Annotated in this window: 25 protein-coding genes; 23 read left to right on the top strand and 2 right to left on the bottom strand. The window is 56.3% G+C overall.

The genetic code is table 11. The annotated features are described in order from the left end of the window. Nucleotides 1-71 precede the first annotated feature (71 nt). Nucleotides 72-704 carry an RsfA family transcriptional regulator gene (locus tag BLU70_RS08525; RefSeq protein WP_074693223.1) on the top strand — a complete coding sequence of 211 codons (633 nt, stop codon included), beginning with the start codon at nucleotides 72-74 and terminating at the stop codon, nucleotides 702-704. Between the two features lie 74 nt (nucleotides 705-778). Next, a complete protein-coding gene (locus tag BLU70_RS08520) occupies nucleotides 779-2,044 on the top strand; it encodes a Ger(x)C family spore germination protein (protein ID WP_244885160.1) in 1,266 nt (421 codons plus the stop codon). Here BLU70_RS08520 and BLU70_RS08515 read toward each other — a convergent pair. Both BLU70_RS08515 and BLU70_RS08510 read right to left on the bottom strand, forming a co-directional pair. Further along, the gene (locus BLU70_RS08515; RefSeq protein ID WP_074693196.1) at nucleotides 1,974-2,522 is read right to left on the bottom strand and encodes a hypothetical protein; all 549 of its coding nucleotides are present in this window, start codon (nucleotides 2,520-2,522) and stop codon (nucleotides 1,974-1,976) included. The genes BLU70_RS08520 and BLU70_RS08515 overlap by 71 nt on opposite strands. 94 nt (nucleotides 2,523-2,616) lie before the next feature. Further along, complete coding sequence (locus tag BLU70_RS08510) at nucleotides 2,617-3,390, bottom strand: SDR family NAD(P)-dependent oxidoreductase (RefSeq protein ID WP_074693195.1); 774 nt, start codon at nucleotides 3,388-3,390, stop codon at nucleotides 2,617-2,619. Nucleotides 3,391-3,483: 93 nt separating this feature from the next. Between BLU70_RS08510 and bshC the strand changes: the two genes are divergently transcribed. The 21 genes from bshC (at nucleotide 3,484) to BLU70_RS08410 (ending at nucleotide 25,581) form a co-directional block, all read left to right on the top strand. Then, nucleotides 3,484-5,118 (top strand): bacillithiol biosynthesis cysteine-adding enzyme BshC, encoded by a 1,635-nt coding sequence (gene bshC, locus BLU70_RS08505; RefSeq protein ID WP_074693194.1) that lies wholly within the window; start codon nucleotides 3,484-3,486, stop codon nucleotides 5,116-5,118. Nucleotides 5,119-5,307: 189 nt separating this feature from the next. Then, a complete protein-coding gene (mraZ, locus tag BLU70_RS08500) occupies nucleotides 5,308-5,739 on the top strand; it encodes a division/cell wall cluster transcriptional repressor MraZ (protein WP_040289377.1) in 432 nt (143 codons plus the stop codon). Nucleotides 5,740-5,762: 23 nt separating this feature from the next. Beyond that, entirely contained in the window at nucleotides 5,763-6,698 is a 936-nt protein-coding gene (gene rsmH, locus BLU70_RS08495; RefSeq protein ID WP_074693193.1) for a 16S rRNA (cytosine(1402)-N(4))-methyltransferase RsmH, read from the top strand. Nucleotides 6,699-6,742: 44 nt separating this feature from the next. Further along, a complete protein-coding gene (locus tag BLU70_RS08490; protein ID WP_040289380.1) occupies nucleotides 6,743-7,129 on the top strand; it encodes a septum formation initiator family protein in 387 nt (128 codons plus the stop codon). A 4-nt stretch (nucleotides 7,130-7,133) separates the two neighbouring features. Further along, entirely contained in the window at nucleotides 7,134-9,341 is a 2,208-nt protein-coding gene (locus tag BLU70_RS08485) for a peptidoglycan D,D-transpeptidase FtsI family protein (RefSeq protein WP_244885159.1), read from the top strand. A gap of 85 nt (nucleotides 9,342-9,426) precedes the next feature. After that, nucleotides 9,427-11,376 (top strand): stage V sporulation protein D, encoded by a 1,950-nt coding sequence (locus BLU70_RS08480; RefSeq protein WP_476774930.1) that lies wholly within the window; start codon nucleotides 9,427-9,429, stop codon nucleotides 11,374-11,376. Between the two features lie 72 nt (nucleotides 11,377-11,448). Next, on the top strand, nucleotides 11,449-12,945 hold the full coding sequence (locus BLU70_RS08475) for a UDP-N-acetylmuramoyl-L-alanyl-D-glutamate--2,6-diaminopimelate ligase (RefSeq protein ID WP_074693192.1): 1,497 nt from the start codon (nucleotides 11,449-11,451) through the stop codon (nucleotides 12,943-12,945). A 60-nt stretch (nucleotides 12,946-13,005) separates the two neighbouring features. Next, nucleotides 13,006-13,974 carry a phospho-N-acetylmuramoyl-pentapeptide-transferase gene (gene mraY / locus BLU70_RS08470; protein WP_006446844.1) on the top strand — a complete coding sequence of 323 codons (969 nt, stop codon included), beginning with the start codon at nucleotides 13,006-13,008 and terminating at the stop codon, nucleotides 13,972-13,974. A 23-nt stretch (nucleotides 13,975-13,997) separates the two neighbouring features. Beyond that, a complete protein-coding gene (gene murD / locus BLU70_RS08465; protein WP_338082084.1) occupies nucleotides 13,998-15,386 on the top strand; it encodes a UDP-N-acetylmuramoyl-L-alanine--D-glutamate ligase in 1,389 nt (462 codons plus the stop codon). Nucleotides 15,387-15,507: 121 nt separating this feature from the next. Then, on the top strand, nucleotides 15,508-16,626 hold the full coding sequence (gene spoVE / locus BLU70_RS08460) for a stage V sporulation protein E (protein ID WP_006446846.1): 1,119 nt from the start codon (nucleotides 15,508-15,510) through the stop codon (nucleotides 16,624-16,626). Further along, nucleotides 16,623-17,723 (top strand): undecaprenyldiphospho-muramoylpentapeptide beta-N-acetylglucosaminyltransferase, encoded by a 1,101-nt coding sequence (gene murG, locus BLU70_RS08455; protein WP_074693191.1) that lies wholly within the window; start codon nucleotides 16,623-16,625, stop codon nucleotides 17,721-17,723. Before spoVE ends, murG begins: the two co-directional genes overlap by 4 nt. A 100-nt stretch (nucleotides 17,724-17,823) precedes the next feature. Then, nucleotides 17,824-18,747, top strand: a complete 924-nt coding sequence (murB, locus tag BLU70_RS08450) for a UDP-N-acetylmuramate dehydrogenase (RefSeq protein WP_074693190.1) — start codon at nucleotides 17,824-17,826, stop codon at nucleotides 18,745-18,747. Between the two features lie 5 nt (nucleotides 18,748-18,752). Further along, on the top strand, nucleotides 18,753-19,055 hold the full coding sequence (locus BLU70_RS08445) for a UDP-N-acetylglucosamine 1-carboxyvinyltransferase (protein WP_040289381.1): 303 nt from the start codon (nucleotides 18,753-18,755) through the stop codon (nucleotides 19,053-19,055). A 77-nt stretch (nucleotides 19,056-19,132) separates the two neighbouring features. Further along, nucleotides 19,133-20,122 (top strand): YpdA family putative bacillithiol disulfide reductase, encoded by a 990-nt coding sequence (locus tag BLU70_RS08440; protein WP_040289383.1) that lies wholly within the window; start codon nucleotides 19,133-19,135, stop codon nucleotides 20,120-20,122. 60 nt (nucleotides 20,123-20,182) lie between these two features. Next, nucleotides 20,183-20,338 carry a hypothetical protein gene (locus BLU70_RS14590; RefSeq protein ID WP_157785463.1) on the top strand — a complete coding sequence of 52 codons (156 nt, stop codon included), beginning with the start codon at nucleotides 20,183-20,185 and terminating at the stop codon, nucleotides 20,336-20,338. Continuing rightward, nucleotides 20,335-21,798 (top strand): recombinase family protein, encoded by a 1,464-nt coding sequence (locus tag BLU70_RS08435; RefSeq protein ID WP_074693189.1) that lies wholly within the window; start codon nucleotides 20,335-20,337, stop codon nucleotides 21,796-21,798. The genes BLU70_RS14590 and BLU70_RS08435 overlap by 4 nt, the downstream gene beginning before the upstream one ends. Nucleotides 21,799-21,810: 12 nt before the next feature. Next, nucleotides 21,811-22,818 (top strand): UDP-N-acetylglucosamine 1-carboxyvinyltransferase, encoded by a 1,008-nt coding sequence (murA, locus tag BLU70_RS08430; protein WP_338082083.1) that lies wholly within the window; start codon nucleotides 21,811-21,813, stop codon nucleotides 22,816-22,818. Between the two features lie 62 nt (nucleotides 22,819-22,880). Then, nucleotides 22,881-23,750 (top strand): cell division protein FtsQ/DivIB, encoded by an 870-nt coding sequence (locus tag BLU70_RS08425; protein WP_074693187.1) that lies wholly within the window; start codon nucleotides 22,881-22,883, stop codon nucleotides 23,748-23,750. Beyond that, complete coding sequence (locus tag BLU70_RS08420) at nucleotides 23,747-24,457, top strand: DUF881 domain-containing protein (RefSeq protein ID WP_006446855.1); 711 nt, start codon at nucleotides 23,747-23,749, stop codon at nucleotides 24,455-24,457. The genes BLU70_RS08425 and BLU70_RS08420 overlap by 4 nt, the downstream gene beginning before the upstream one ends. A gap of 9 nt (nucleotides 24,458-24,466) precedes the next feature. Next, nucleotides 24,467-25,198 (top strand): DUF881 domain-containing protein, encoded by a 732-nt coding sequence (locus BLU70_RS08415; protein WP_040289385.1) that lies wholly within the window; start codon nucleotides 24,467-24,469, stop codon nucleotides 25,196-25,198. Further along, nucleotides 25,198-25,581 (top strand): small basic family protein, encoded by a 384-nt coding sequence (locus BLU70_RS08410; RefSeq protein ID WP_006446857.1) that lies wholly within the window; start codon nucleotides 25,198-25,200, stop codon nucleotides 25,579-25,581. Before BLU70_RS08415 ends, BLU70_RS08410 begins: the two co-directional genes overlap by 1 nt. Nucleotides 25,582-25,659: the final 78 nt, after the last annotated feature.

Genomic DNA, 25,659 nt, shown 5'->3' with positions numbered 1-25,659 from the left:
TGTATCGGAACGTTGGTCTCGTTAGCGAGGCTTTTAAGGAGGATGACATCATGCGACAGACGCCTCGAGCCATGCGCCAAGATGCGTGGACGACGGAAGACGATGAGATTCTAGCTGAAATTGTCTTGAAACACATTAAACAAGGTAGCACGCAACTTGCAGGTTTTAACGAAGCCTCGCGCAGGCTTGGCCGCACGGCTGCAGCGTGCGGCTTTCGTTGGAACGCCTGCGTGCGCAAGCAGCAGCGCCAAATTATCGAGATGGCGAAAGAGGAACGCAAGAAGAGCAAATCTGAGCGTGTGCAAGCGCAGATGGAAGGCGGCGACGTCGATCATCCGACGGCGACGCTGATGACTTGGGCGCAGGTACTCCGCTTTTTACGTCAAGAAAAAAACACGGCTCAAGAATGGGCTTCGCGTTGGCGAAGTGCTGAACGACAGGCGAATGAGTGGAAGAGCCGTTATCGCGAACTGCAGGAGGAGCATAGAAGGTTACGCGATGAGCTGACTCGCATGCGCTCGAACTATGAAACGGTGGTTCAGGATTACAAAGCCCTCGTTGAAATTATGGAGCGGGCGCGTAAAGCAGCCTTGCTCGACGATACGCAGCTTGGACCTGAGCTGGCCGAAGGTTTTATGTATCAAATCGATGAGTTCGGCAATCTTGAAAGAATTGAGCATGGGCCAGTGGAGCGGGCGGAATAAGCCTGCTCCATTTCATGTTGGTGGGAATGCCGGAAGAGATCCAAAGCCATCCTATCGTTGGGATGGTGACAGATATGCGACTAATGTCTTGGTTGCACAAGTGGCCGCGTTTGACAAAGTGGGCTGCTGTTGGCTGGATATGCGGTGTCCCGATGTTTGTCGGAGGTTGCTATGACCGACAGGAGTTGGAACAGCAAGCGTTTGTCAGCGTGCTCGGTGTGGATGCCGCACCTGGCAACCTGATCGACTGTACGTTCCGAATTGCTCAACCCATCAACCCGTCGGGTGGTGACAGTAAGGGTGGCATGGAGCCACTGGCTGGAAAAGAGCCCGTAACTGTGCGGGCGCGTAGCATTTCGGAGGCGATGGTTATCGCCGGCGGATCGATTGAGCGAACGGTGACGTTTTCGCACCTATCGCTCATCGTATTCGGTAGCGATCTCGCGAAAAAAGGTATTCAGCCGTATATTGAGCCACTGACCCGCTACCGTGAATTTCGGCGGACGGTGCCGGTCTCAGTTGCGGTCGGACAAGCCAAAGACGTGATTGATGCATTCCAGCCCATGCTGGACACGGCCATCACGCGCATCGCGGACGGGGTCGCACTCGTTTCGCAGCGAACCGGGGTCGCACCCGTCTGCCGGATTCAGAACCTGATTGACGGCATGGAAAATCCGCATGAAGACGCAATTGCTCCGCTTTACAGTTTGAATCAATACGTCAAGGGAAGCTCGTTGCCGGATAAGCCTGGTCTTAGTTATGAGGCGGGGACAGTTGAACGCCTTGGCGGCAATCCTGTCGACTGGATGGGGGCAGCCGTCTTTCGTGGAGATAAATTGGTGGATACGCTCACCGGGGAAGACTGTATCTACCTGCGTTTGTTGCAGGGTGGCGTGCATCACGCGACGTTGAATTTGTCTGACCCAGAAGATCCGTCGCGGGACATTGGGTTGGAATTGCACAAAGAACGGCCTGCGGAATATCGGGTCAGTCTCACCAATCCTGTCAAAATCACCGCATCCGTACCGATGGACGTCGATGTCATCAACATTTCGAGCAGTCGCAACTATGTCGACCCAACGGCTCGCGCGCACTTGGAAAAGGAATTGGACCAACAAGTGAGCACGCGCATGCAGTCTTTGCTAAAGCGGCTCTTAGTCGCGGATCAAACCGATGTCGTTCCTGTATCCAAGGCTATACGCGGACAATTCTCGACATACCAACAATTTGCGGCATTCCCATGGGAGGAGCGCCTGCAAAACGCACGGATCAACGTGCGCGCCGATATTCACGTGCGCCGCTTTGGCGTGCAAACCGAGCCGGTGCAGCAGCGGGCGTAGGTGTCGGTTGCGCAGGCGCGACGGGACGGCTTGTGGGCGGCATGTTGTACCAGTTGGGTATTTCCGAACGCAGGCCTGGCGGCTGTCGTGATGGCTGGGTGTGCCCGTGTGGGGGCATCGGTGCCTGTACATACGGTCCCGGCCAAGGCGCGACTGGTTGCGGACGCAAAAGCTCATTTGGTGTCGTTTCGTCTGGCGCGGTCGATGGATCCGTGCTCGTCGTGGTTTTTAGAACGTTGCTGATCATGGCTGCAAATAAAGATTGGACAATGGGAGATTCGAGCATGGCGAGCAAATCGCGCGCAGATACGGGCGCTTCACCGACAACGGCCGCTCCCTTAAGCGTCTTGGTCAGGGCCACGGCCAAACGCTGAAATTCGCTTTCGGTCAGCCCCAACTCGCGCGCCATGGCTCGAAACTGTCCTCTGGCACCGCGTTCGCCTTTTGTTTTGCGCTGATTGACTCGTGATTTTGCCATCGGATCGCTTCCCCTTACACCTGTTAGTAGGCGGCCACAGATCCAGTTCATGCGAGCGCGTTGACGAATGCGCAGGGCAAACGCCCTAAATCGATTACATCAGCAAGCCACCGTTGACGCCGATCACCTGACCCGTGATAAAGTCCGCGGCCGGATCGGCCAAAAATAATGCAGCTGCAGCGACGTCCTTTACACTGCCAAGGCGATGAAGCGGCGTCGCTTCGACGATTGCGGCTTTCTCGTCGGCGTCAAATGGTGCCAACATGTCGGTGTCGATGGCGCCTGGCGCGATGGCATTGACCGTAATGTGTAGAGACGCAAGCTCTTTTGCGAGCGACTTGGTCCAGGCGATCACGCCGCCTTTCGCAGCCGCATATGCCGCTTCCATGGCCGCGCCGGCGATTCCGTGCATGGATGCGATGTTGACGACGCGAGCGTGCGGATGCCGTCGGAGATATGGAATGGCCGCACGCGTACAAAGAAAAACAGAGGTTAGGTTGACAGCCAAGATGTGTTGAAAGCGCGCGAGACTCATCTCCATAGCCAGTCCATAGTCCGCAATCCCTGCATTGTTAATAAGGATACTCGGCGGTCCTAGCTCCGTGCTGGCCAGTAGGAGGCCTGCGACGTCCGTTTCGTTCGCGACGTCTGCCTGGATGGCCGTCGCCCGCACGCCGTAATCTAGACATGCGTTGACCGTTTCGGCGGCCAAGCTGGCCTGACGGTGGTAGTGCACGGCTACATTTGCGCCTCGAGCTGCCAAACCGATGGCGATGGCTCTGCCGATGCCGCGCGATGCACCGGTGACAATCGCCGTGCGCCCGGCTAGAGGACGTGCACAGTTTTGACAAGGTTGATGTTGGCTCAATAGATCTTACAGCTCCTTACGATTTTACTTCCCCGTTGTCTTGTTGCTATGATGGGTTTGGCCATCATGGGATAACGAAGGGGCGATTCCTCCTTGAAATGTACCATTCATCAAGCGCCGACTGGCAACCGCTTGACGGACGCTTATCTATTCGATTTCGCATCGGTCGCCCACCTGTATGATGGGCAGAATCCGACACTTGAATCAACATACATAACGCGGGCAGACAAGGTCGTGACGCGGTTTGACCAAGCGCATCGGCAACAGTTGGTTGACGCCTTGACTGTGTATAGTTTGCAAATTGGCGCGAGCGCTGTACAGCGCGAGGCGATTGCCAAGCTTCTCGATCCGCGAAGCGTCGCGGTCGTAACGGGCCAGCAGGCCGGGCTCTTTACCGGCCCATTATATTCCATTAGCAAGGCGCTGTCCGCCATTGGCGTTGCAGCCGAGATGGAACGGATCTTGTCGCGACCCGTCGTACCTGTGTTCTGGATTGCTTCCGAGGATCACGATTTTGGCGAGGTCGATCACGCTTACGTCATCGACAGAGACGATGTGGTGACACGCATTCGTTTGCAGCATCACTTTGATCCACACCAGATGGTCTATCATGCCTCGCTCGCCGAGGGGCAGGTCGTGAGCGCAATCCACGAGGTGAATCAACTCTTGCCGGAAGCAGAGTACAAGACGCAACTGTTACACAGTCTGGCATCGGCTTGGCAGGAAGGAGACTCCCTCGCCGTCTGGTACGCACGGTTGCTCGCGCAGCTGCTGCGCAATCATCCAATCGTTTTTCTAGATCCATGTCTTCCTGCCTTGCGTCGTCTTGCTTGGCCCGCCTTTGCTCATGCGTTGCAACATGTGGAAGATGTTCAGGCCAACTTGAAGCAGGCCTACGGAGAGGTCGTCGCTGCTGGATTTGTGCCAGAAGTCGTACGCGATCCACTGCATAGTACGGTCTTTCGCGTCGTCAATGGCCGCCGCTACGTTCTTGAGCGTGCGGATGGGGGGTTGCGCACGCGCGGGCACGGCGAAGAGAAGAGCATTTCAGATTGGCTTGCGGTGGGCGAACAAGAACCGACCGCGTTTAGCGCCAATGTCCTTTTGCGGCCCGTCGTTCAAGATTATCTTCTACCCACACTGGCGTATGTGGGAGGGCCTTCGGAGATTGCTTATCACGCTTTGGCGCGTGCCGTCTTTCATGCGCATGAGAGGTCATTGCCGCCGCTCATCATGCGACAGCGCATGCGGATCGCCGTGCCGAGTGTGTGGCGAGCCATGACTCGTTGGCAAATTGAGTTTGCGCAAGTTCGCGAGCCAGCGGATTTGGTGTACACGCATGCATTAGGCGATCTCGCCAACGATATCGAGGCTTGCACAGAGCAAGAGGTCGCGGCGATTGGGCAGCGACTGCTGGACATTTCGACCAAGTATAGGGAGCTGGGGCCGCAGGTAGATATGTTGGTGCAGCGGCACGCGAAGCGCGAAGCCGAACTGTGGGCACAGCTTCGTCGGAAACTATTGCACCTTGCCGAACGACGGCGGGGCGACGATGTGCGCCAGTTGCGTCGCATTGAGCGCTGGTTTTGGACGGACGGCCACGAACAGGAGCGCCGCCTTTCGCCGCTGAACCTGTGGAATGAACTCGGGTGCGATTGGTTCGGGAGTCTACCAGTCTGGGGTAGTGTCGGGCAACCGGGTGCCGTGCTTGAAATCGTTGTGGACTAACTGCGAAATGGCGTCAGTTTAGGGCGATCCGGCCGCAATTTGCGGCTTGGGTCGCCTTTTTTGTGAATGGGAACTAAAAAATTTCCATGGTACTTGTGGCAGGAGATCCATAAGTGAGGGCGAACAGGTATAATCGTGGTGGAAAGTGGGGCAAAGTGGGGAGTTTGAGCAGGCGGGTGGTGAGTGTCGTTGTTCATGGGTGAATTTGAACATGCCCTCGACAGCAAAGGGCGGCTGACCGTGCCGGCGAAGTTTCGCGACGGTTTGGGGGAGTCGTTCATCGTCACCCGCGGCCTCGACAAGTGCCTGTTCGTCTACCCACGCGATGAGTGGAACGTTTTAGAGAGCAAACTAAAGTCATTGCCGATGACACGCGCTGACGCGCGTGCGTTCGTCCGGTTCTTTTTTTCAGGAGCGAGCGAATGCGAACTCGACAAACAAGGTCGAATTCTCCTGCCACAAAAGTTGCGCGACTACGCCGGGTTACAAAAGGATTGTACGCTGCTCGGGGTGTCGAATCGCGTAGAAATTTGGGACACAGAAATCTGGGCAAACTACGCGGGCGAAGCTGAGTCGTCGTTTGCGGAAATCGCGGAAAACCTCGTGGATTTCTCCTTTTAACCCAGCGATGAGGTGATGTGCAGGTGGACTTTCGGCACGAAACGGTACTGCTTACGGCAACCGTGGATGCCTTGGCGCCACGCTCCGGTGGTGTATACGTCGATGCAACGCTCGGCGGGGGCGGTCATACGCGTCTGTTACTTGAGCGTTCGCATCCGGGTGGGCGCGTGATCGCGATGGATCAAGATGAGACTGCGATTCGCAATGCAGCCACATTGGTTGCGGCTTATCCGGAACGCCTTATGTTGGTGCATGCAAATTTCGCCGAAATGGCGGAACGGCTACCCAGTCTAGGTGTCACAGAGATCGACGGCGCGATGTTTGATCTTGGCGTGTCCTCCCCGCAGTTCGATGTGCCAGAACGTGGTTTTAGTTATTGGCACGAGGGTCCGCTCGACATGCGCATGGATCAAACGGCAAAGCTTACGGCTGCGGATATCGTCAACACTTGGACACAAGCAGAATTGGCGCGCATTTTCCGCGACTACGGCGAAGAACGCTTTGCTCGTGCAATTGCAGAGCGCATTGTGGAGGCCCGAAGCAACCGTCCGATTGTGACGACAACGGAATTGGCGGATATTGTAAAGTTTGCCATCCCGGCGCCTGCCAGGCGCAAGGGACCGCATCCTGCGCGGCGAACGTTTCAGGCCATTCGAATTGCCGTCAATGATGAACTCGGCGTGCTTGAGCGAGGTCTTGCGGGGGCGTTCTCACTGCTGCGCACCGGTGGCAGGCTTGCTGTGATCAGCTTCCATTCGCTTGAAGATAGGATTGTGAAACAAGTGTTTAAGGAACTGGCAACCGGTTGTATTTGCCCGCCAGAACTCCCTGTTTGCCAGTGCGGCAGACAACCGAAGGGGCGGCTTGTGACGCGGAAACCAGTGTCGCCAGACGACGTTGAAGTGCAAGAAAACGCAAGAGCCCGTTCGGCAAAATTGCGCGTGATAGAAAAATTGTGAATCACGTAAGAAAAAGGCATTTGGCATGGGAGGAACGGTTTGAGATGGCTGCATTACAAGAGGAGGTTCGCACTCGTCGAGAGGCGGTTGTTCGCACGCCGCTCGCTGACGAGCGCAGGAGGCAACACGAGCAGGGGCAAAGAGCAAAGAAGCAAGTGTGGTTTAATCGGGTAAGCTTGTCGTTCTGTTGCTTGGTCAGTTTTGGCGCCGTGTGGATGGTCGCTGCCAAGGGCGCTCAAATCTATGAGATCAATCAAAACAATGTTCAGTTGCAGACCCAAATTCAGCAACAGCAAGCAGTCAATGCCATGCTTAAAACGCAGGTGGCACAATTGGAACAGCCATCACACATTCTCAATGTCGCTATTAACCAACTTCATATGCAGTACAAAAATCCAATTGTGATACCGAGCGATCAAACGGGGCAGTGAGCAGATGAAGCATGGGTATGACATGAACCGCAACCGCAGAGGGCGCCAAAAAAGTTGGAAACGCGAGAAACGGCGGATTTGGTTTGTCCAGGGGATCATGGTTTTAAGTCTTGCGGCTGTGGTTTTTCGAGTGTATGACGTGCAACAAGTTTATGGGAGATCGCTTAAAAAGGCGGCAGACCAAGTGATCGATGTCACGAAACCTCTGCTGGCACCGCGTGGGGCGATTCTCGACGCGCAAGGCAACGAAATAGCTTACGATGTCCCCGCTTATTACGTCGACATTCAGCTTCAAAATGTCCGGCCGTACGCGGCTCAGGCGGCTGCGATACTCGCACCGATTCTTGGGACAAGCGAATCTTCGCTCGTCGCATTGTTGTCCCGCGACGATAGCCCGAGCGAATGGATCCAGTTGCCGACCCCGGTGGAAGCGACGGTCAAAGAGAAGCTGGCTGCTGCGTTCAATGCACATGCATGGGCACCTGATGCGAAGAAAATTGCATGGTACAACGACATCACCTTTACTCCGACGGAACAGCGCGTTTATCCGTACGATGAGTTCGCTGCTAACGCAATTGGTTATGTATCAAAGGGCACTGGGCAAAGCGGTGTCGAGTTGGAATACAACAAGCTGCTGGCAGGTAAAAATGGCGTGATGTCCTACCAGCAGGACCCGACAGGGGTGCCCTTGCCTGGTTCCCTTCACATTACACAGGCCGCCAAGCCGGGGGATAACGTCCAATTGACCATCGACGACACGATTCAAGGGTACGTCGAGCACGAGATGGACAGTCTGATGGCCAAATACCAACCCGCGCATGCGGCTATCATCGTTTCCGATCCGCAGACAGGCGCAATACTTGCCATTTCGAGTCGGCCCACCTTCAATCCCAATCAGTACTGGAAGGCTAGCCTTGATGCCTTGTCGCAAAATTGGGCTGTCAGCAGCGCGTTTGAACCGGGCTCTACGTTTAAGCCGTTCGTCCTTGCGGCCGCTCTGCAAACCAACTCGATTGGACTCTATCAGACGTTTACATCGGGTCAAATCACGATTGACAATCAGACGATTCACGATTGGAACTATACAGGCTGGGGAACGTTGACGTTCCAGCAGGCCCTTGAAGAGTCGTCGAATGTCGGGTTCAGTAAAATTGCCTTGGCGTTGGGGTGGCCAAACATGAACAAGTACCTCAACTTGTTTGGCTTTACGCAACCGACCGGGATCGATCTGCCAAACGAAGCGACATCTTTGCTTTTTCCAAAGTCGGAGCAAGGGCAACTCGAATTGGCGACGGCCGGATTTGGTCAGGGCATTGCGGTGACCCCATTGCAGCAGATTGCAGCGATGGATGCCATCGCGAACGGCGGCAAGCTCATGCGGCCATATATTATGCAGAAAATCACAACTCCATCTGGGAAAGTGGTTGAACAGACCAAGCCTACGGTCGTGCGCGATGGTTTCCTATCCCAACAGGTCATCGATGAAGTTAGGCAATCGATGGTCCTTGATGTCTCGGATCCGAAGCATGGTATCGACAGTGGGGCGGCCATCCCGGGTTATGAGGTGGCAGGGAAAACAGGTACCGCGCAGATTGTCGATCCGACGACGGGCCAGTATTACAGCAACCGCTTTGAGACGTCGTTTATCGGCTTTGCACCGGCCAATAATCCCAAGGTGGTTGTCTACGTGACCGTGTACTGGCCGAAAACGGCTCCGGACGAGGCGTGGGGAAGCACGGTTGCGATCCCGCCAGCCAAGGCCATTCTCCAGGAGTGTTTGAATTACTACCACATTCCACCTACGGGATCTATTTCGGTCGCTCAGGATATGCAAGGAGCGGGTCAGGTGCAGTACGTCGAGACGCCTAATATCGTGGGGATGACCTCGGCACAAGCGAAACAGACGTTGGCCAACGACGGTTTGACGGGCATGTTTGTCGGTACGAGCGGCACGGTCACACGTCAGTGGCCAGAGGCAGGGATCCAGGTGGCGAAGGGCAGTAAGCTTTATGGCCTGTTCCAAAACGCGGCGGGCACGACGGTCGCCATGCCCAATCTGACGGGTCTTTCGCTGCGCGATGCAACAAATTTGTTGGCAGCCTTGGGGTTGAATATCCATCCTTCGGGTTCCGGGTATGTCGTGTCACAGTCGGTGGCAGCCGGGACAACGGTTCACATTGGCAGTGGTGTCGATGTGACGCTTAAGCCTTAATGACTCACATATCGTCGCATTCTAATTCACGAGTTGTCCGCATAGGCTAGTCTCAACGAACAAGCATGGCTTGGGGGCGAACCTGTTGCGCGTGACTCGAGGAATGATGCGACGGCGCTTAGTCGTGTTGCTGATGGCGCTGTTTGCAGCGATTCTAGCGTTGGTTGGACGGCTCTTTTTTGTACAGGTGCTGCAGTCGGGATGGCTTGCTGGCCTGGCGAAAAGTTCCTGGGATCGGACGGTGCCACTCGCTGGCATTCGCGGGAGCATTCTCGACAGTGCAGGTCAACCATTGACGTATACGGCGACAGCGCCGACGATTGTTGCGGTTCCTAGCCAGATCAAGGACAAGCCGGGTACTGCCAGAAAACTTGCGCCCATTCTGAACATGTCGGAGGCCAGTGTGCTGCGGCAAATTTCGCAACGCGAGCTCATGGTGTACATTCGACCGGGCGGGCGTCAGATGTCGGAAGCCAAGGCGAATCAGATTCGCGCGCTTGGCTTGCCTGGCATTTATCTCACTGAAGATGGCAAACGCGCTTATCCGTATGGCGATCTCGCTGCACAAGTTCTTGGTATCACGGGCTATGAGAACGTTGGTTTGACTGGCCTTGAGAAACAGTACAACTCCGTGCTCACCGGCCAGAAGGGCGGCATCACCTTTTACGCGAAGGCTAACGGCGAACTCATTCCGGGCGAGGGACAATCTGTCGTCGAACCAACGGATGGCGACGATATCAAAACCACCATTAACCTGCAGGTACAGCAGTACGTGGAGCGCGAAATTGAACAAGCCGTCGCGGAATACAATCCGGATTCCGTCACGGCGATTGTCGAGAATCCGCAGACGGGCGCGATTGTTGCGATGGCCAACTACCCGACATTCAATCCCGCGGATTGGCGCAATGCTCCGCCCTCGACGTACAACCGCAACCTTGCGATTTGGCAGACGTTTGAGCCTGGTTCCACATTCAAAATTGTCACTCTGTCAGCCGCACTGCAAGAGAACAAAGTCAATCTGCAGGACAGTTTTTACGATCCGGGCTATTACGAAGTCGCTGGGCATCGCATTCGCTGTTGGAAGGCAGGCGGACACGGATCAGAGTCGTTTTTGCAAGTCGTTGAAAACTCGTGTAACCCTGGCTTCATCGCTCTTGGTGAGCGGCTAGGGAAGGAGAGCCTATTTTCGTACATTCGCAACTTTGGCTTTGGGCAAAAGACCGGTATTGATCTCCCCGGTGAAGGCAACGGCATCCTTTTTAAACTGAACCGCGTAGGTCCACTGGAACTTGCCACAACGGCATTCGGCCAAGGTGTTTCGGTGACACCCATTCAACAGGTGATGGCTGTAGGGGCTGTGGCCAATGGTGGCAAGTTGATGAAGCCCTATGTCGTCTCGGAAATTTTAAACCACGACACCGGGCAAGTGGTCGAAGAGACGAAGCCGACCGTGGTCCGTCAAGTCATCTCGTCAGCTACCGCTGCCCAAGTGCGATCTGCGCTTGAAAGTGTCGTAGCCAATGGCAGCGGCGGGAAGGCCTACCGCGATGGTTACCGCATCGCTGGCAAGACGGGCACCGCGCAGGTCGCGAAGAATGGGCACTACGAATCTGGGCACTACATCGTATCGTTTATTGGCATGGCACCGGCGAACCAGCCGAAACTGGTAGCCTATATCGCTATTGATAATCCTCACCCCAAACATGGCGTGGTGTTCGGTGGCGTGATCGCTGCTCCAATCGTTGGCAATATCTTGGATGACGCCTTACATGAGATGGGCGTCCAGCCGAGTCCAGAGGGGCTGCCTAAAAAGTATCGATATCCGGAAGTGCCGCCTGTCACGGTACCGAATTTCCAAGGGTTGACGCTGAAGCAGGCGCAAAATTTTGCGTTGCAAAATTCCGCAAATCTTAAGGTCGACATTCAGGGCCAAGGCCAGGTCGTTGTCGCGCAATCACCGGCAGGTGGTAGCAAGGTGGAGCCGGGTAGCGTCATCAGGTTGTACCTGGGCGATGGCAAACCGAGCGGCAATTGACAAGGTGGAGGCAAACCAATAGAGTTGCCAATGGACCTGAGGCCAATCTCTGAGCCTCGAGGGGGGATAGCCATGCGTTTGAGACAGCTTGTACAGCCGTTTCTCAACTATCAAATTACGGGCGCCGAGAACCCTGATATTTTGCACATCGTCACCGATTCTCGGCAGGCGACGGCAGGAACGTTGTTCGCGGCAATTCCGGGACATACGGTTGACGGCCATGCGTTCGCGGCGCAGGCCGTGGAAAACGGAGCAGCCGCACTTTTGGTCGAACGGCGGATCGAGAACATCCCCCGTGGCGTGCCACAAGTGATTGTTCGCGATTCGAGGCACATGGCCGCACTGCTGGCGGATCGCCTGTTTGGGCGGCCGTCGCGACGGTTGCGAGTGGTTGGCGTCACAGGCACGAACGGTAAGACGACGGTGACGCATTTGGTCCGCCATCTGTTGGAGATAGCTGGAAAGCGGGCGGGCGTCATTGGTACGGTGGGTGCGAAGTACGGTGACGTTGAACTTCCGTTGCCCAACACAACGCCAGAGGCGGTCGAAGTGCACCGGCTGTTGCGGGTGTTTGCCGATGCGGGTTGTTCCCATGCGGTGATGGAAGTATCATCGCATGCACTGGTCGAGCGGCGCGCCGCGGGGGTTGCGTTTGCGAGCGCTGCATTCACCAACTTGACTCAGGATCATCTCGATTTTCACGGCACCATGGAGCGCTATGCAGCGGCCAAGTCACTTTTGTTCGCCCGTCTCGGCAATGCGTTTGACGAATCGACGGGCAATGCCCCGCATGCGGTCATCAATGCCGACGATCCGTGGGCACAAACGATGATGGATGCGACCACCGCGCCAATTTTGACCTACGGCATCGAACGCGAGGCTGACATTCGGGCCGAAGACGTGCAATTGTCGGCAGCCGGGGCACACTTGCGCGTGCGCACGCCGGTTGGGATTCTCACTGCACACACGGGGTTGATTGGCCGTTTTAATGTGTACAACGCACTTGCAGCGATCGCGATCGCGCTGGTCGAGGGCGTTCAGCTTGACACCATCGCTACAGGACTAGCTTCCTATGCCGGTGTCCCGGGGCGTTGCGAGCGGATCGACGGCGGTCAGCCGTTCGGCGTGTTTGTCGATTACGCACACACACCTGACGGCGTCGCGAACATCCTCACCAGTGTGCGGGAGTTTGCGCAGGGGCGGGTCATTGTCGTGATTGGTTGCGGCGGCGATCGCGATCGCACGAAGCGTCCGCGTATGGCCGAAACGGCTGCCCAGCTTGCCGATCTTGCGATCTTTACTAGTGACAACCCGCGCAGCGAAGATCCACATGCCATTCTCGCCGATATGCGAGCGGGCATACCGGCTAATCTCGCCAGCAAAGTGCGGGAGCAGGTCGACAGGCGGCAAGCCATACGGGATGCTATACGCGAAGCACGGCCAACAGACATTGTCGTCATCGCGGGGAAGGGCCACGAGGACTATCAGATCATCGGCAGCGAGCGATTGCACTTCGATGATCGCGAAGAGGCGCGCCTGGCGATTGCGGATTTGCGCGATCCGTTTTAGGAGTTGCCCGAAGAAAGGTCGGATGGCCAATTCGGCCACGCGTTTTAGGGGGAACTGACGTTGGACTTACAGGCCTTACTATTTACAGCGATCGCGGCATTTGCGATCGGGCTTTTGCTCGGCCCCATCGCAATTCCTATTTTGCACCGTTTGAAATTTGGCCAATCGATCCGCGAAGAGGGCCCGCAACACCATCAGGTGAAAGCGGGGACACCGACAATGGGTGGGGTCATTATTCTTATCGCGGTCGTGTTGACGACGCTTAGGTTCGCATTTGACAATCTCGACACAGCGATGTTGTTGGTGGCGACGGTCGGGTTTGGTCTCATTGGCTTTGCCGACGATTTGATCAAAATCCTCAAAAAGCGCAATCTGGGATTGACAGCAAAACAAAAAATCGTGTTGCAAAGTCTGTTGACCATCTTGCTCTTTTTGATGCTGTACCTGCAGCAAGGGCGTAGTGAAGGCTTTGCCATTCACATTCCATTTTCGAACTGGGCATTATCGATTGGCGTATTGTATATTGTTTTTCTCCTGTTGGTGTTGGTGGGTACGACCAACGCGGTGAATTTGACGGACGGATTGGATGGACTGCTCTCCGGCTCGGCCATCATGGTCTTTGCGGCGTACGCCATCTACGCGTATTGGCATACGAATTACGACGTCGCGCTGTTCTGTGCGGCAATGGTTGGTGCTTTGGCTGCGTTCTTGGCGTTTAACCGCCACCCGGCTAAAGTGTTCATGGGAGACACAGGTTCGCTTGCGATCGGCGGAGGGCTAGCGATGGTTGCCGTTCTCACGCACAGTGAGCTTGCGCTCATCCTGTTCGGGCTGGTGTTTGTGATCGAGGCTTTGTCGGTGATGATTCAGGTGTTTTCGTACCGGACTTTTGGCCGACGTGTGTTTCGCATGAGCCCCTTACACCATCATTTTGAACTTGGTGGCTGGTCGGAGTGGGAAGTCGTGCTTCTGTTCTGGTTTGCCTCGTTCATTTGTGCGTTTGGCACGCTCGCACTCTTGTCCTACTAAAACGAAACGGAAGGTGACCGGAAGTGGACAGGTATGGCGAACCTCTTGCTTTGTGGTTGCGCGAACCGGGACATGTGCTCGTCGTTGGATATGGCAAAAGTGGGGCCGCGGCTGCTCGTTTGTTGGCAGGGCGCGGCTTTCGCGTGACCGTGACGGATCGCGGTGACAAGCCAGAAACGGATGAAGGCATCAAGGCCCTAGCAGGGCATGGTGTACAGTTTGTCTTTGGCGGGCATCCGTCAGAACTGCTTCATAGGCCATGGCAGTTTGTCGTGAAAAGCCCTGGCATTCCGTATACGGTTCCGTTTATTGAGCAACTCGCCGCAAAAGGGGTGCCTATTTTCAGCGAGATTGAAGTGGCGTCGTGGTTCACAGAGCGGCCTATTTATGCCATCACCGGATCCAACGGCAAGACGACGACCACGACGCTTGTCGGCGAGATGCTGCGAGCGGCAGGACGGCTCCCTTTTGTCGGGGGCAACATTGGGACGCCGTTTGCCGAGGCCGTGCTAGAGGAGCAGACGGATGAACCGGTTGTGCTTGAGGTATCGAGCTTTCAATTGATGGGCACTTGGCGCTTTCGGCCGCGAGGAGCAGCCTTGCTCAACTTCTACCCGGCGCACCTCGATTACCACGGCACATTCGAAGCGTATCAGGAAGCGAAGTGGAAGATGTTTTCCAATATGGAGCAGGGCGACATTGCCGTGCTCAATGCGGATCAGGATCTCGTCGCCGGCGGTGCCTCGCGCTTACGTGCGGACGTGCACTATTTCAGTGTCGATCACGTTCGCTTTGCCTTCGGCGTCGGTGTCGAGGATGAAGATATCGTGATTGCAGAGCGCGGCGAAGTCCGCAGATTGTTGCCCATCGCGGAGGTGGCATTGCCCGGCCGCCACAACTTGCAAAATGTCGTCGCTGCGGCCGCGTTGGCACAGGCAGCCGGGGCGTCTGACGAGGCCATTCGGCAGGTTGCAGCAACGTTTCAAGGTGTCGAACATCGTCTCGAGTTTGTGCGGGAACTTCATGGCGTGCGCTATTACAACGATTCTAAGGCGACCAACCCAGACGCGGCGCGCCAAGCCCTGCGCTCGTTTGCGCACGGCATTGTATGGATTGCGGGTGGACTGGACCGTGGACTGTCGTTTGACTCGTTGCTGCCAGAATTGCGCGGGCGCGTCAAGGCTGCCGTGTGTCTTGGTCAGACGCGCGAGGCGTTGCGGAATACGTGTCAGCGAGCCGGGGTCGAGCAGATTGAACTTGCGTCCTCGCTCGACGAGGCTGTTCAACGCGCTCATCGCCTTGCCGAGCCGGGAGACACCGTATTGCTGTCACCCGCATGCGCAAGTTGGGACATGTTTAGTTCGTTTGAAGTTCGGGGAAGCATGTTCAAAGAGGCTGTGCATAGACTGTAGCAGCGTGTCCAATGGGCGGCCTGTCACCGCCGCCTATGCGGGCCGCTCACACAGCCTGTGCCAGCGGCAGCTCGCTCGCGAGCGGTCTGTCAGGCACCGGTGCGTCTGAGGAGGGGCCAATTTGTTTCAGACTCGCGCCACTTCTACGCCGCGTCAGGCGGGCGATCTCGCAATTGTCGGCGTCATTCTGGTCCTCTTATCGTTTGGGATCACGATGGTGCACAGTGCCTCGTCCGTCGTGTCTGCGACGCGCTTCGGCGACCCGTTCTATTTTTCCAAGCGCCAATTGATCTGGGCGATCATCGGCGTCCTCTGCATGTTTTGGTTCTCCCGCATCGATTATCATGTGTGGCGCAAACATGCGCCTAAGCTCGCCGTCGCCAGCTTCGCCATGCTTGTCCTGGTACTCATTGTCGGCGTCAACCGCGGCGGCTCGAAGGCGTGGCTTGGCATCGGATCGCTTGGCATTCAACCATCCGAATTTGCCAAACTCGGTCTGGTCGTATTTCTCGCCCACCTGCTCGCCGAATCGGCGGATCGCATGCACTCGTTCTGGCGAGGCTTTGTGCCGCCCATGGGACTTGCCTTGGTGGCAGTGGGTCTCATCATGCTGGAACCAGACCTCGGGCAGAGTGTCGTTATCATGGGGACGACCGTCATCATGCTCTTTGCAGCTGGCACCCGAATGTCCCATTTGGGGGCGCTATTCGGCGTCGGCATGCTCGGCTTTGGCGGTCTCGTCGCGGTTGCGCCCTATCGAATGGATCGCATTGCTGCCTTCATTGATCCATGGAAATACCCGCTGGGCAAAGGTTATCAGATTATCCAGTCGTTATACGCGCTTGGGTCCGGCGGTATTTTGGGTCTCGGCCTTGGCAACAGCCGTCAGAAGTTTCTCTACTTGCCCGAGCCACAGACAGACTTTATCTTTTCCATTATCGGCGAGGAGTTAGGGCTCCTAGGTGGCATCTGCGTCTTGCTGTTATTTGCCGTCCTGGTGTGGCGCGGTATTCGCACGGCCATCTATGCCCCAGACGAGTTTGGGACTTTACTTGGCGTCGGCATTACTGGCATGATTGCGGTGCAGGTTTTGATTAACATCGGCGTCGTCACGGGGTCGATCCCGGCGACAGGCATCACTTTGCCGTTTATTAGTTACGGCGGATCGTCCTTGACGCTCTTGCTCAGCGGCGTCGGGATTCTCTTGAATATCTCGAAGCAGGCTGGAGTGGTTCGATGAAAGTCGTATTGACGGGCGGCGGCACTGGGGGACATATTTACCCGGCGCTGTCGCTTTGGCGCTATATGCAAAGGCGGATCGATCCGCTTGATTGTCTCTACATCGGCACGCGCAACGGACTGGAACAATCGATTGTACGGCCGCTCGATTTGCCCTTTGTCACAGTAGATGCCGCTGGGCTACGCAGACAGGTGTCGCTGCAAGCGGTGCGCACGTTGTTGGTCACAGCACGCGGCTATTTTCAGGCGCGGCGCCTCTTACGGCGCTTTCGTCCAGACGTTGTCGTCGGCACCGGCGGTTTCGTCACGTTGCCAGTGGTCTTCGCCGCCAAGTCGCTTGGAATTCCGAGCGTGATTTGGGAGGGCAATGCCCGCCCAGGCCTGACAAACCAACTGTGTGCGCGGAAAAGTGAGGCCGTGGCTGTGTGTTTTCCCGAAAGCGAGAGGTATTTCCGGGGCGCTCGGCGCGTTGTCCTCACAGGGAATCCGCGCGCCAGCGAGGTCATTTCGGTCGATTCTGCGGCCAAGCGACAAGCCTTGGATACCTATCGCATTTTGCGTGGGCAAAAGGTTGTCCTCATTTTTACCGGCAGCCGAGGCTCGGAATCAGTCAACCGGATGATCGCCCAAATGTTGCCGCGGTTTGCGCAGCATCCGGATTGGCGCTGCCTGTTTGTCACTGGCGAAGCGCATTACGATGAGACTGTGCGCGAGTTAGGGGCGTTGCCGCGAAACGTCTCCATCCATCCGTTTATTTCTGACATGCCAAGCTTATTGCCACACGTCGACTTGATCATTAGCCGCGCCGGAAGCAGTACACTTGCTGAAATTTGCGCTTTAGGTATCGCGTCCATCCTGATCCCAAGTCCGTACGTGACGGCGAACCACCAGGAGGAGAACGCGCGCAATCTCGTGCATGCGGGGGCCGCTCTGATGATACGCGAACAAGACTTGACGGTGGATCGGCTGTGGGATGGTGTGGTCGACTTGCTGAAGCCGGACAAGCTCGCAGTGATGAAGGAACGCGCGAAGTCATTCGGACAACCAGAGGCTGTCGAAAGACTGTACGATTTGGTCATGTCCGCTGTCCGCAGCTAAACGATGTCGTGGCGGCACGGTTCGCCCGCTGCCGCATATGATGCCATGCGGAACCTGGGCGTAGGCTGGCGTCATCAAAATTGCACTTGGAGGTTCACGCATGGGCCCTGAAGCAGTCCTCTCTGTTTTTACGTCGCACGGCGTTGCCAACATCGTGTGTGATGAACCGATGCAACGTCACACCACTTGGCGCATTGGCGGCCCGGCCGACTATTTTGTCGTCCCTGCCTCGCTTGACGAATTGCGCGGGACGGTGCTCGCCGCACGGCATCTCGGCTTGCCGATCACGGTGATTGGCCGAGGCTCAAATGCGCTCGTCCTTGATGGCGGAATTCGCGGTGTCGTCGTCAAGCTCCATGATGCATTCGCAAAGGTGGAAATTGAGGGCGCCGCGATCATCGCGATGGCAGGCAGGTCGTACGTATCCGCCGCCAATATTGCGCTGCGTCACGGTCTTGCTGGCCTTGAATTCGCGACTGGAATTCCTGGTTCCGTGGGTGGGGCTGTCATGATGAATGCAGGCGCGTATGGCAAGGAGACGTGCGAAGTGCTGGAATGGGCGGACGTGATGAATGCCGACGGCGAGATCGAACGATTGCAAAACGCCGATCTGAAGTTCGGATACCGTTACAGCATCTTAAAGGACCGATTTGGCATCGTGACGCAAGCGAAATTTGCCTTGTCACCTGGCGATCGCGACGCGTTGGTGAAGCAGGTCAAACAGTGGTCGCAAAAGCGCGTCGAGTCCCAACCGCTTTCATGGCCAAACTGCGGATCGGTGTTTCGCAACCCAGAAGGCACGCATGCGGGTCGGCTCATCGAAGCTGCAGGTCTTAAAGGATTTCAGCATGGCGGCGCCAAGATCAGCGATAAACACGCCAACTTCATCGTGAACGTCGAGGGGGCGACAGCGGCGGATGTGCTATGGCTGATTCGCCACGCCCAACAGGTGGTCCGCGATCAGTATGGGATCGAATTGGAAACTGAGGTGCGTGTGCTGGGGGAGCCAATCTCAGGGAGGTGACGGGTGTGGATAGGCTGAGAATCTATGGCGGCGTTCCGCTCTCTGGCGAGACGTCTGTCTACGGCGCGAAAAACGCCGCGCTGCCGATTTTGGCGGCGACCGTGATGGTCAATGGAACGACGGTCGTCGAAAACGTACCCGATTTGGAAGATGTGCACGTTATGGTCGAAATCCTGAGGGCGTTGGGCGCAAAGGTACGTGTGGATGGCGACGTGATTGAGGTTGACGCGTCGACTATCCACAGTACCGATGTCCCCATGCATCTGATGCAAAAGATGCGGTCCCCTATCTTGCCTAATATGCTTTGAGCCGTACTTCACAAGCCATGATATAATTATTGGAATGGAGAGATCACAGATGAATGAAGGCTAGGAGCGATTTCGAGATGTACGACGTATGTGTCATTGGTGCTGGGCCATGTGGTCTGGCCGTGTCCGTAGAACTACAGAAACGGCAGATCGATCATGTCGTTCTGGAGAAATCTTGCATCGCCTCGACGATTTATCGTTTCCCCACACAGATGATCTTCAACTCTACCCCCGAGCGGCTTGAAATCGCCGATATCCCTTTTTATACGCAGGGCGGAAAACCGACACGCCAAGAGGCGTTGAATTACTATCGCACGGTCGTGGCTCGCCTGAAGTTGCCAATCAGGCAATACGAAACGGTTGAGCAGGTTGCCTGGGACGATGGGCAGATGGCGTTTTCCATTCAGTCCCGCACGCTCGCAGGACAAGAGATCCAGACGTACGCGCGCCAAGTCGTGATCGCAACCGGGTATTTTGATCACCCCAATGCGCTCGGCGTTCCAGGCGAAGAGTTGCCACATGTCCAGCACTACTACCGCGATGCGCATCCATATTATGGGCAGCGGGTCGTGATTGTCGGCGGTACCAATTCCGCCGCCGAAGCGGCCATCGACTTGTATAGAGTCGGCGCCGAAGTCACACTCATCCATCGTGGTGCTGCTTTATCCGACAAAATTAAGCCGTGGGTGCGGCCGGAAATCCAGAGTTTAATCGATCACGAGCGCATTGCCTTCCACTTTCAGTCTCGTGTGAAGGCCATCTTGCGAGACAGAGTGCAAGTGGCGACGCCAGAAGGGGACATCGAAATCGCGGCGGACCACGTGCTAGCGCTCATCGGCTATCATCCCGACACGCCGTTTCTGTCGGAGCTCGGCGTCGAAATCGATGCGCAATCCGGTATCCCAACACATCATCCGGAGACCTATGAGACGAACGTAACCGGGATCTTTATCGCGGGCGTGGTGGTCTCAGGTTATGACGCCAATCGGATTTTCATCGAGAACGGGCGTTTGCACGCACCGGCGATTGCACAAGCCATTCGCGATCGCCTGGGGAGCCGGATCTAATTCTCGTCCGGCAAGGCGAACAACCTCTGCCGCATAGCGTCTGGTAGGGGGGATGTGGTCGTGAAGGTGCGCGCTTCCTTTGTCTACGTGGAATCGAAGCAGGCGCTCGTTCCGTTTGCCGACGCTGAGGAATTGTGGCGAGAAAAGGCAAGGCAAGTCATCGAACCCCTTGTCCGGCGCAAGTTGACCTCTGAAGCGGGGGTCGAGAGGCGATGACCGATAAGCGGTTGGCGCTTTATGTTCGCGTCTCGACCGAGGAGCAGGCACAGGAAGGCAACAGCGTGTTTGAACAAGAGGAGCAGTTGGTGCAATTTGCAAGAGGCAATGGCTACAGCGAATTTTCCGTTTACCGCGACGAAGGTTATTCCGCGAAAAACCTGGAGCGGCCCGCAATGAAAAGACTGCGCAGCGATATTCGCGCAGGGAAAATCGTCGGTGTCGTGACGACGCGAATCGATCGCTTGACGCGCCGGGTTGCCGATTTTGCGAAGTTGATCGAAGAGATGAACGAACACGGAGTGTTCTATCGTTCCACCCGCCAAAACTTCGAAATAGGCACGGCCATGGGCCGCCTCGTTGCACAGATTTTGTCTGTCATCGCCGAGTTTGAACGCGAGATGATCGCCGAGCGCGTGTACGAAAACCTGTTGTCCATGGCGAGGCGGGGCACATTGGCGCAAAAGCCGCCTTATGGCTATGATCTCGTCGCCGGCCGCCTCACACCCAACCCACAAGAAGCGCCTTGGGTGCGCGAGGCGGCAAGGCTTTTGCTCAGTGGGCAAGGAGCAAGGCAGGTTGCAAAATATCTGAACGATCGCGGCGTGCCTTCGAAAACCGGCCGCTTGTGGTCGGAAACGGCAATCCGGACGCTTTTTCAAAATCCGACTTTGATGGGTACAGCGGTGTGGAATCGACGCAAAGGCACCGGCAGGGCTCGCGTCGAGCGCAATGTAGAAGACTGGATTTGTATCGAGCAGGCACACGAAGCCTTGCTGACGAGTGAGGAGTTTACGCAGATCAATCGTTTGTTTCAACGTCGCCAGTCACTGCCGCCCCGAACGCGGGGAGCGGCGCGATTGCTCTCCGGGATCGCCAAATGTGGGTACTGCGGGGCCAACATGCACGCCGGGTGGCAGATTTATGAGCGCAAGGATGGCCGGCAGCGCCGGCGCATCTATCGCTGTGGCACATATGTGCAGACCGGTGGTTGTGTGGCAAATCGCGTCGATGCGGAAGAGTTTGAACGCTGCGTGACAAGTCAGGTGCTTGCCGCTGGGACCGCGAAGATCAATTTTTCCGACGTGCTTTTGCGTGCACAAACCGACCCGAGACGGCGTGAGGCAGACTTGCGCAGGCGGCAACGGCGCCTACAGCAACGGATCGATCGGCTCATCGATGGCTATACGCGCGGCGTTCTCGGCGAAGAGGATTTTCGCCGTCATGTATCTCCGTTGCGGGCGGAGATGAGTGAATATGATGCGCAACTTGTGGCGCTTGCAACGGCCACACCCGATCCTGTACTTGCAGCTCGCCAGCGCCTGGAGCGACTTTGCAAGGATCTCGACGGCGATGAAGCTGCATTGCGCCTTGCCGTGCTCGAGCTCGTGCAAGAGGTACGCGTTTTTCATCGCGATCGGAGCGCGGTGCCTGAGCTTGAAATCGTCTATCGCTTATGACGATGTGCCTTATTGAGTACAACACACTGTATGGGTTCCTCCATCTTCCTGATGGGGCCACTACTCGCCCGCTTTGGCGAAGTGACCGTGAGCAAGCCAGGGGGGTGTGTCATCGGTCAGCGGCCCATCGATTTTCATTTGCGCGGCATGCGTGCGCTCGGTGCGCGAATTGAGGAAGAGCACGGTGATATCCGCTGCACAGCAAAGAGGCTGCTCGGCGCGCACATTGCCTTGGACTTTCCTTCCGTCGGTGCGACCGAGAACTTGTTAATGGCCGCGGCCTTGGCAGATGGTACCACTGTGATCGAGAACGCCGCGCGAGAGCCAGAGGTTGTCGATCTGGCGAACTTCCTGCGCGAAGCTGGCGTTCGCATCGAAGGCGCAGGGCATGACCGCATCGTCGTGCACGGTTGCTCAGAACTTGGCGAGATCGGCTATCGCATCATTCCGGATCGCATTGTGACGGGAACGCTGATGTTGGCAGCGGCCGCGACGATGGGAAAGATTACGCTGACTGGTGCCGAACCTGGGCATTTGGGTGCTGTCATCCAAAAATTACGAGATGCGGGTGTTCGCGTCGACACGGAGCATGATATAATTACGCTTATCTGTGATGGCGCCCCTTCGGCCGTCGACTTTCGGACGGCGCCGTTCCCTGGTTTCCCCACTGATTTGCAGGCGCCATTTATGGCGTTTCTAACCGTAGCTCAAGGCACCAGCGTGATTCAGGAAAGTGTGTTTGAGGCGCGTTTTAAGCACGTGGATGAGCTCCTGCGCATGGGCGCCGACATCTCGGTGGATCTGAGGACAGCCATCGTGCGCGGTGTACCGAATCTCTCCGGGGCCAAGGTATGTGCCTCTGACCTGCGCGGTGGCGCCGCGCTCCTCGTGGCAGGTTTGGCGGCCAGCGGCGCAACTGAAGTCGACGGCGTGTATCATATCGATCGCGGCTATCAGGCGATTGAAACGCATTTGTCCACCGTTGGTGCGTGCATCGAGCGCATCAAAGTGAATGATTAGAGCAATAGGTGCCGCGCAAGCGGCACCTATCATGGGCAAGTTGAAGTAAAGGGCGTGAATGCATGCCACATCGGCCGGAGACGGCAGAACAGCGCGATCGACGCAAGGCTCGCAATCGAAAAATCGTCGTAGGATTTTTTGTCTTTATCGGCCTGATTGTGGCTTTAGAGTCGCCGCTCGCCCGCGTTCGGCAAATTGCCGTCAAGGGCAATACCACCATTGCGCAAGCTGATGTTGTGGCCAACAGCGGCGTCGAGTTGGGGGAAAGTCTGTGGCAGGTCAACACCAAGCAGGCAGCCGCGCGAATCGAACGGCGGCTACCGATGGTACAGTCTGCTGCCGTCACAGTCGACTGGCTACATGGCTCCGTGTCTCTTTCATTGCGTGAGCGGCAGGTAGTGGCTGTATATGCAGAAGCTGGATCATTCTATGAACTGCTGAACAACGGATACGTGTTTGCGGCGGAACCATCGTCCGCCGGCTTGCCATATCCGCTCGTATCGGGACCTGATGAACACGTGCAAGTCCATGCGATGATGAACGGGGATGTCTCGACGGTGTGCAGGCAGTTGGCAAAAGTGCCGGCAGGCGAACTCACGGACGTTTCCGAGTTCCATATCAATGGGGATGGAACCATTTCTATGTATTTGGACAACGGGTTTGTGGTACTTGCGGATGCTGACAGTCTGGCTGGTGCGGTAAACGCAATGCAATCTGTCGTTCATTACTTTGTGCAAAAAGGGTACAAGCCTGGTACGGTGGATTTGACAGGCCAACCTCCGTACCGCTATACCCCGTTGGCTCCTGTCACGAATGGCTCGCAGCCGACGAGTAGTAGTCAGCAGAACGCGGGGACAGGCGGGAATGGTGTTGCGGGAGCGAACTCAGCGGCAAATGGCTTGACATCACAAACCGGAGGCGGTAAACCGTGAACGCGCAACAAAGGCTTACATGGTCGCTGACCACTGTATCGGTCGTGCTTGGGTTCATGATTGCCGTCAGCTATCGACAGAATCATGTGGCTGCGGCCCTCGGTGTGCTCGATACTGGCAGTTCAGCCGTCAACCGACAGTTGACGCAACGCTTGTCGGAGTTAAAGGCGTCAAATCAGGAGGCAGACCAGACACTCGCCAACCTGACAGCTGAGATTGCACAGTACGAACAAAAGTCGGCCGGATCGAGCCAATCTTTGCAAGACCTGCAGGCGCGCTTGAGTGGGGAACGCATCTTGGCTGGCAGTACGCCTGTGCATGGGCCGGGTGTCGTGCTGACCCTGAACGACGGTGATTCAGGGGGCACCGATATCGAGCAAATCTTGGCGCACGATTGGAACATCCGCAATCTCGTCAACGAACTGTTCACCGCGGGAGCGGAGGCTGTGGCCATCAACGACTATCGAGTCGTTGCAACGTCGGCCATCCAGTGTCAAGGGCCGGTCGTCTCGGTCAATGGCCACCGGCTCGGTGCACCGTTTACCGTCTCGGCCATTGGTGACCCAGCGACGCTCACATCGGCTCTTGAAATTCAAGGAGGCATCCTTGACGCATTGCGTCAACAAGGGCTGCAGGTGTCGACGCCACAAGTCGAGAATGACATCGACATGCCGGCCTACACAAACTCGTTGCAGCCGGTGAATTGAGGTGAGGCGATGAAACGGCGCAGTCTCGTCTGGGGAGCGACAGCCACAGCCACGGCTCTGGGCTTTATGCTTACCGTGCAGCTGACCTCGCAAAATTCGTTTGGGCAACAATCTACCAGCTATATTGACTTGCGTACGCAGGTGCAGGAGCAAGCCCAGGAGCACTTGTTGTTGGAACAGCAGGTATCCAAGTTGAATGCGCAGCTCGCTGAGTACCGCGCAGCGAGTGGCAGTGCCAGCGAGTTGCGCGAGGTGCTACAGAAGGATGAAAAATCACTGGAGCAGCAGGCGGGCATTCTTCCTACCTCTGGACCTGGCATCACCATCACGATTCAGCCAGACGCCAAGCTCGGCGCCAATCCGGCGCAAATGGCTCTATTTCCGCAGCAGGCCGACCAGTGGCTGGACGAGGTTGTTAACGTGTTGCTTGGCAATGGCGCCACCGCGATATCCATCAATGATCAACGCCTCGTTGCGACATCAGCGATTCGCCTTGTGGAAGTGGATGGGATTGGGGGCGTACACGTGAACGGCCATCCCATCACCACGCCGTACGTCATTCGTGCGGTGGGCAACATTCAAGATATGCAGGCGGCATTGACAGTAGAAGTGCTACAAGGATATTTTGAGGCGATGGGAGAAGATTTTATCGTCCGCTCGTACCCACAAAAAGACGGAGTCACCGTACCGGGGTACAGCGGCCCGCTGCCAGGACAGTATGCCAAGGAGGGGAATGGCTGATGATTTGGCTGCCTGTGCTTGGACTAGCCGTCGGTGTCGCGCTCGGCTTAGTAACCAACGTGGCAATCCCAGTTGCGTTTACAAGTTATTTGTCGATTGCGATCCTCGCGGCTTTAGATACGGTTTTTGGCGGTATTCGGGCGAGCTTTGAAAAGACGTTTGATAGTGCTGTGTTTTTGACGGGCTTTTTCACGAACGCGCTGATTGCAGCTTTACTTGCTTATATTGGGAATCAACTCGGTGTTGACCTTTATTTGGCTGCAGTAGTTGCGTTTGGCGTGCGTCTGTTCCAAAATATTGCGGCCATCCGCCGGCATGTCTTTTTACTGATGCGCCAGCGCAAGTTGGAGCGCGATATTGCAGCGCGCAATGTCCAGTCGTGAATATTTTTCGCAAGTCATAGAGGATTGTCGAAAAGCGTGTGGAAATAGAAAGAGAATCGCAGTCTTGGGCGGTCTAGG

This window comes from Alicyclobacillus hesperidum, from assembly GCF_900107035.1.
In the GTDB taxonomy this organism is placed as follows: Bacteria; Bacillota; Bacilli; order Alicyclobacillales; family Alicyclobacillaceae; genus Alicyclobacillus; species Alicyclobacillus hesperidum.
This window is presented reverse-complemented; position numbering and strand designations above follow the sequence as displayed.

What these genes read in the sequence shown, in the direction of transcription:
- BLU70_RS08525 (WP_074693223.1), top strand. Translation starts at nt 72, where the DNA reads ATGCGCCAAGATGCGTGGACGACGGAAGACGATGAGATTCTAGCTGAA.
- BLU70_RS08520 (WP_244885160.1), top strand. Translation starts at nt 779, where the DNA reads ATGCGACTAATGTCTTGGTTGCACAAGTGGCCGCGTTTGACAAAGTGG.
- BLU70_RS08515 (WP_074693196.1), bottom strand. Translation starts at nt 2,522, where the DNA reads ATGGCAAAATCACGAGTCAATCAGCGCAAAACAAAAGGCGAACGCGGT.
- BLU70_RS08490 (WP_040289380.1), top strand. Translation starts at nt 6,743, where the DNA reads ATGGCTGCATTACAAGAGGAGGTTCGCACTCGTCGAGAGGCGGTTGTT.
- BLU70_RS08485 (WP_244885159.1), top strand. Translation starts at nt 7,134, where the DNA reads ATGAAGCATGGGTATGACATGAACCGCAACCGCAGAGGGCGCCAAAAA.
- BLU70_RS08475 (WP_074693192.1), top strand. Translation starts at nt 11,449, where the DNA reads ATGCGTTTGAGACAGCTTGTACAGCCGTTTCTCAACTATCAAATTACG.
- murG (WP_074693191.1), top strand. Translation starts at nt 16,623, where the DNA reads ATGAAAGTCGTATTGACGGGCGGCGGCACTGGGGGACATATTTACCCG.
- murB (WP_074693190.1), top strand. Translation starts at nt 17,824, where the DNA reads ATGGGCCCTGAAGCAGTCCTCTCTGTTTTTACGTCGCACGGCGTTGCC.
- BLU70_RS08440 (WP_040289383.1), top strand. Translation starts at nt 19,133, where the DNA reads ATGTACGACGTATGTGTCATTGGTGCTGGGCCATGTGGTCTGGCCGTG.
- BLU70_RS08435 (WP_074693189.1), top strand. Translation starts at nt 20,335, where the DNA reads ATGACCGATAAGCGGTTGGCGCTTTATGTTCGCGTCTCGACCGAGGAG.
- BLU70_RS08425 (WP_074693187.1), top strand. Translation starts at nt 22,881, where the DNA reads ATGCCACATCGGCCGGAGACGGCAGAACAGCGCGATCGACGCAAGGCT.
- BLU70_RS08415 (WP_040289385.1), top strand. Translation starts at nt 24,467, where the DNA reads ATGAAACGGCGCAGTCTCGTCTGGGGAGCGACAGCCACAGCCACGGCT.
- BLU70_RS08410 (WP_006446857.1), top strand. Translation starts at nt 25,198, where the DNA reads ATGATTTGGCTGCCTGTGCTTGGACTAGCCGTCGGTGTCGCGCTCGGC.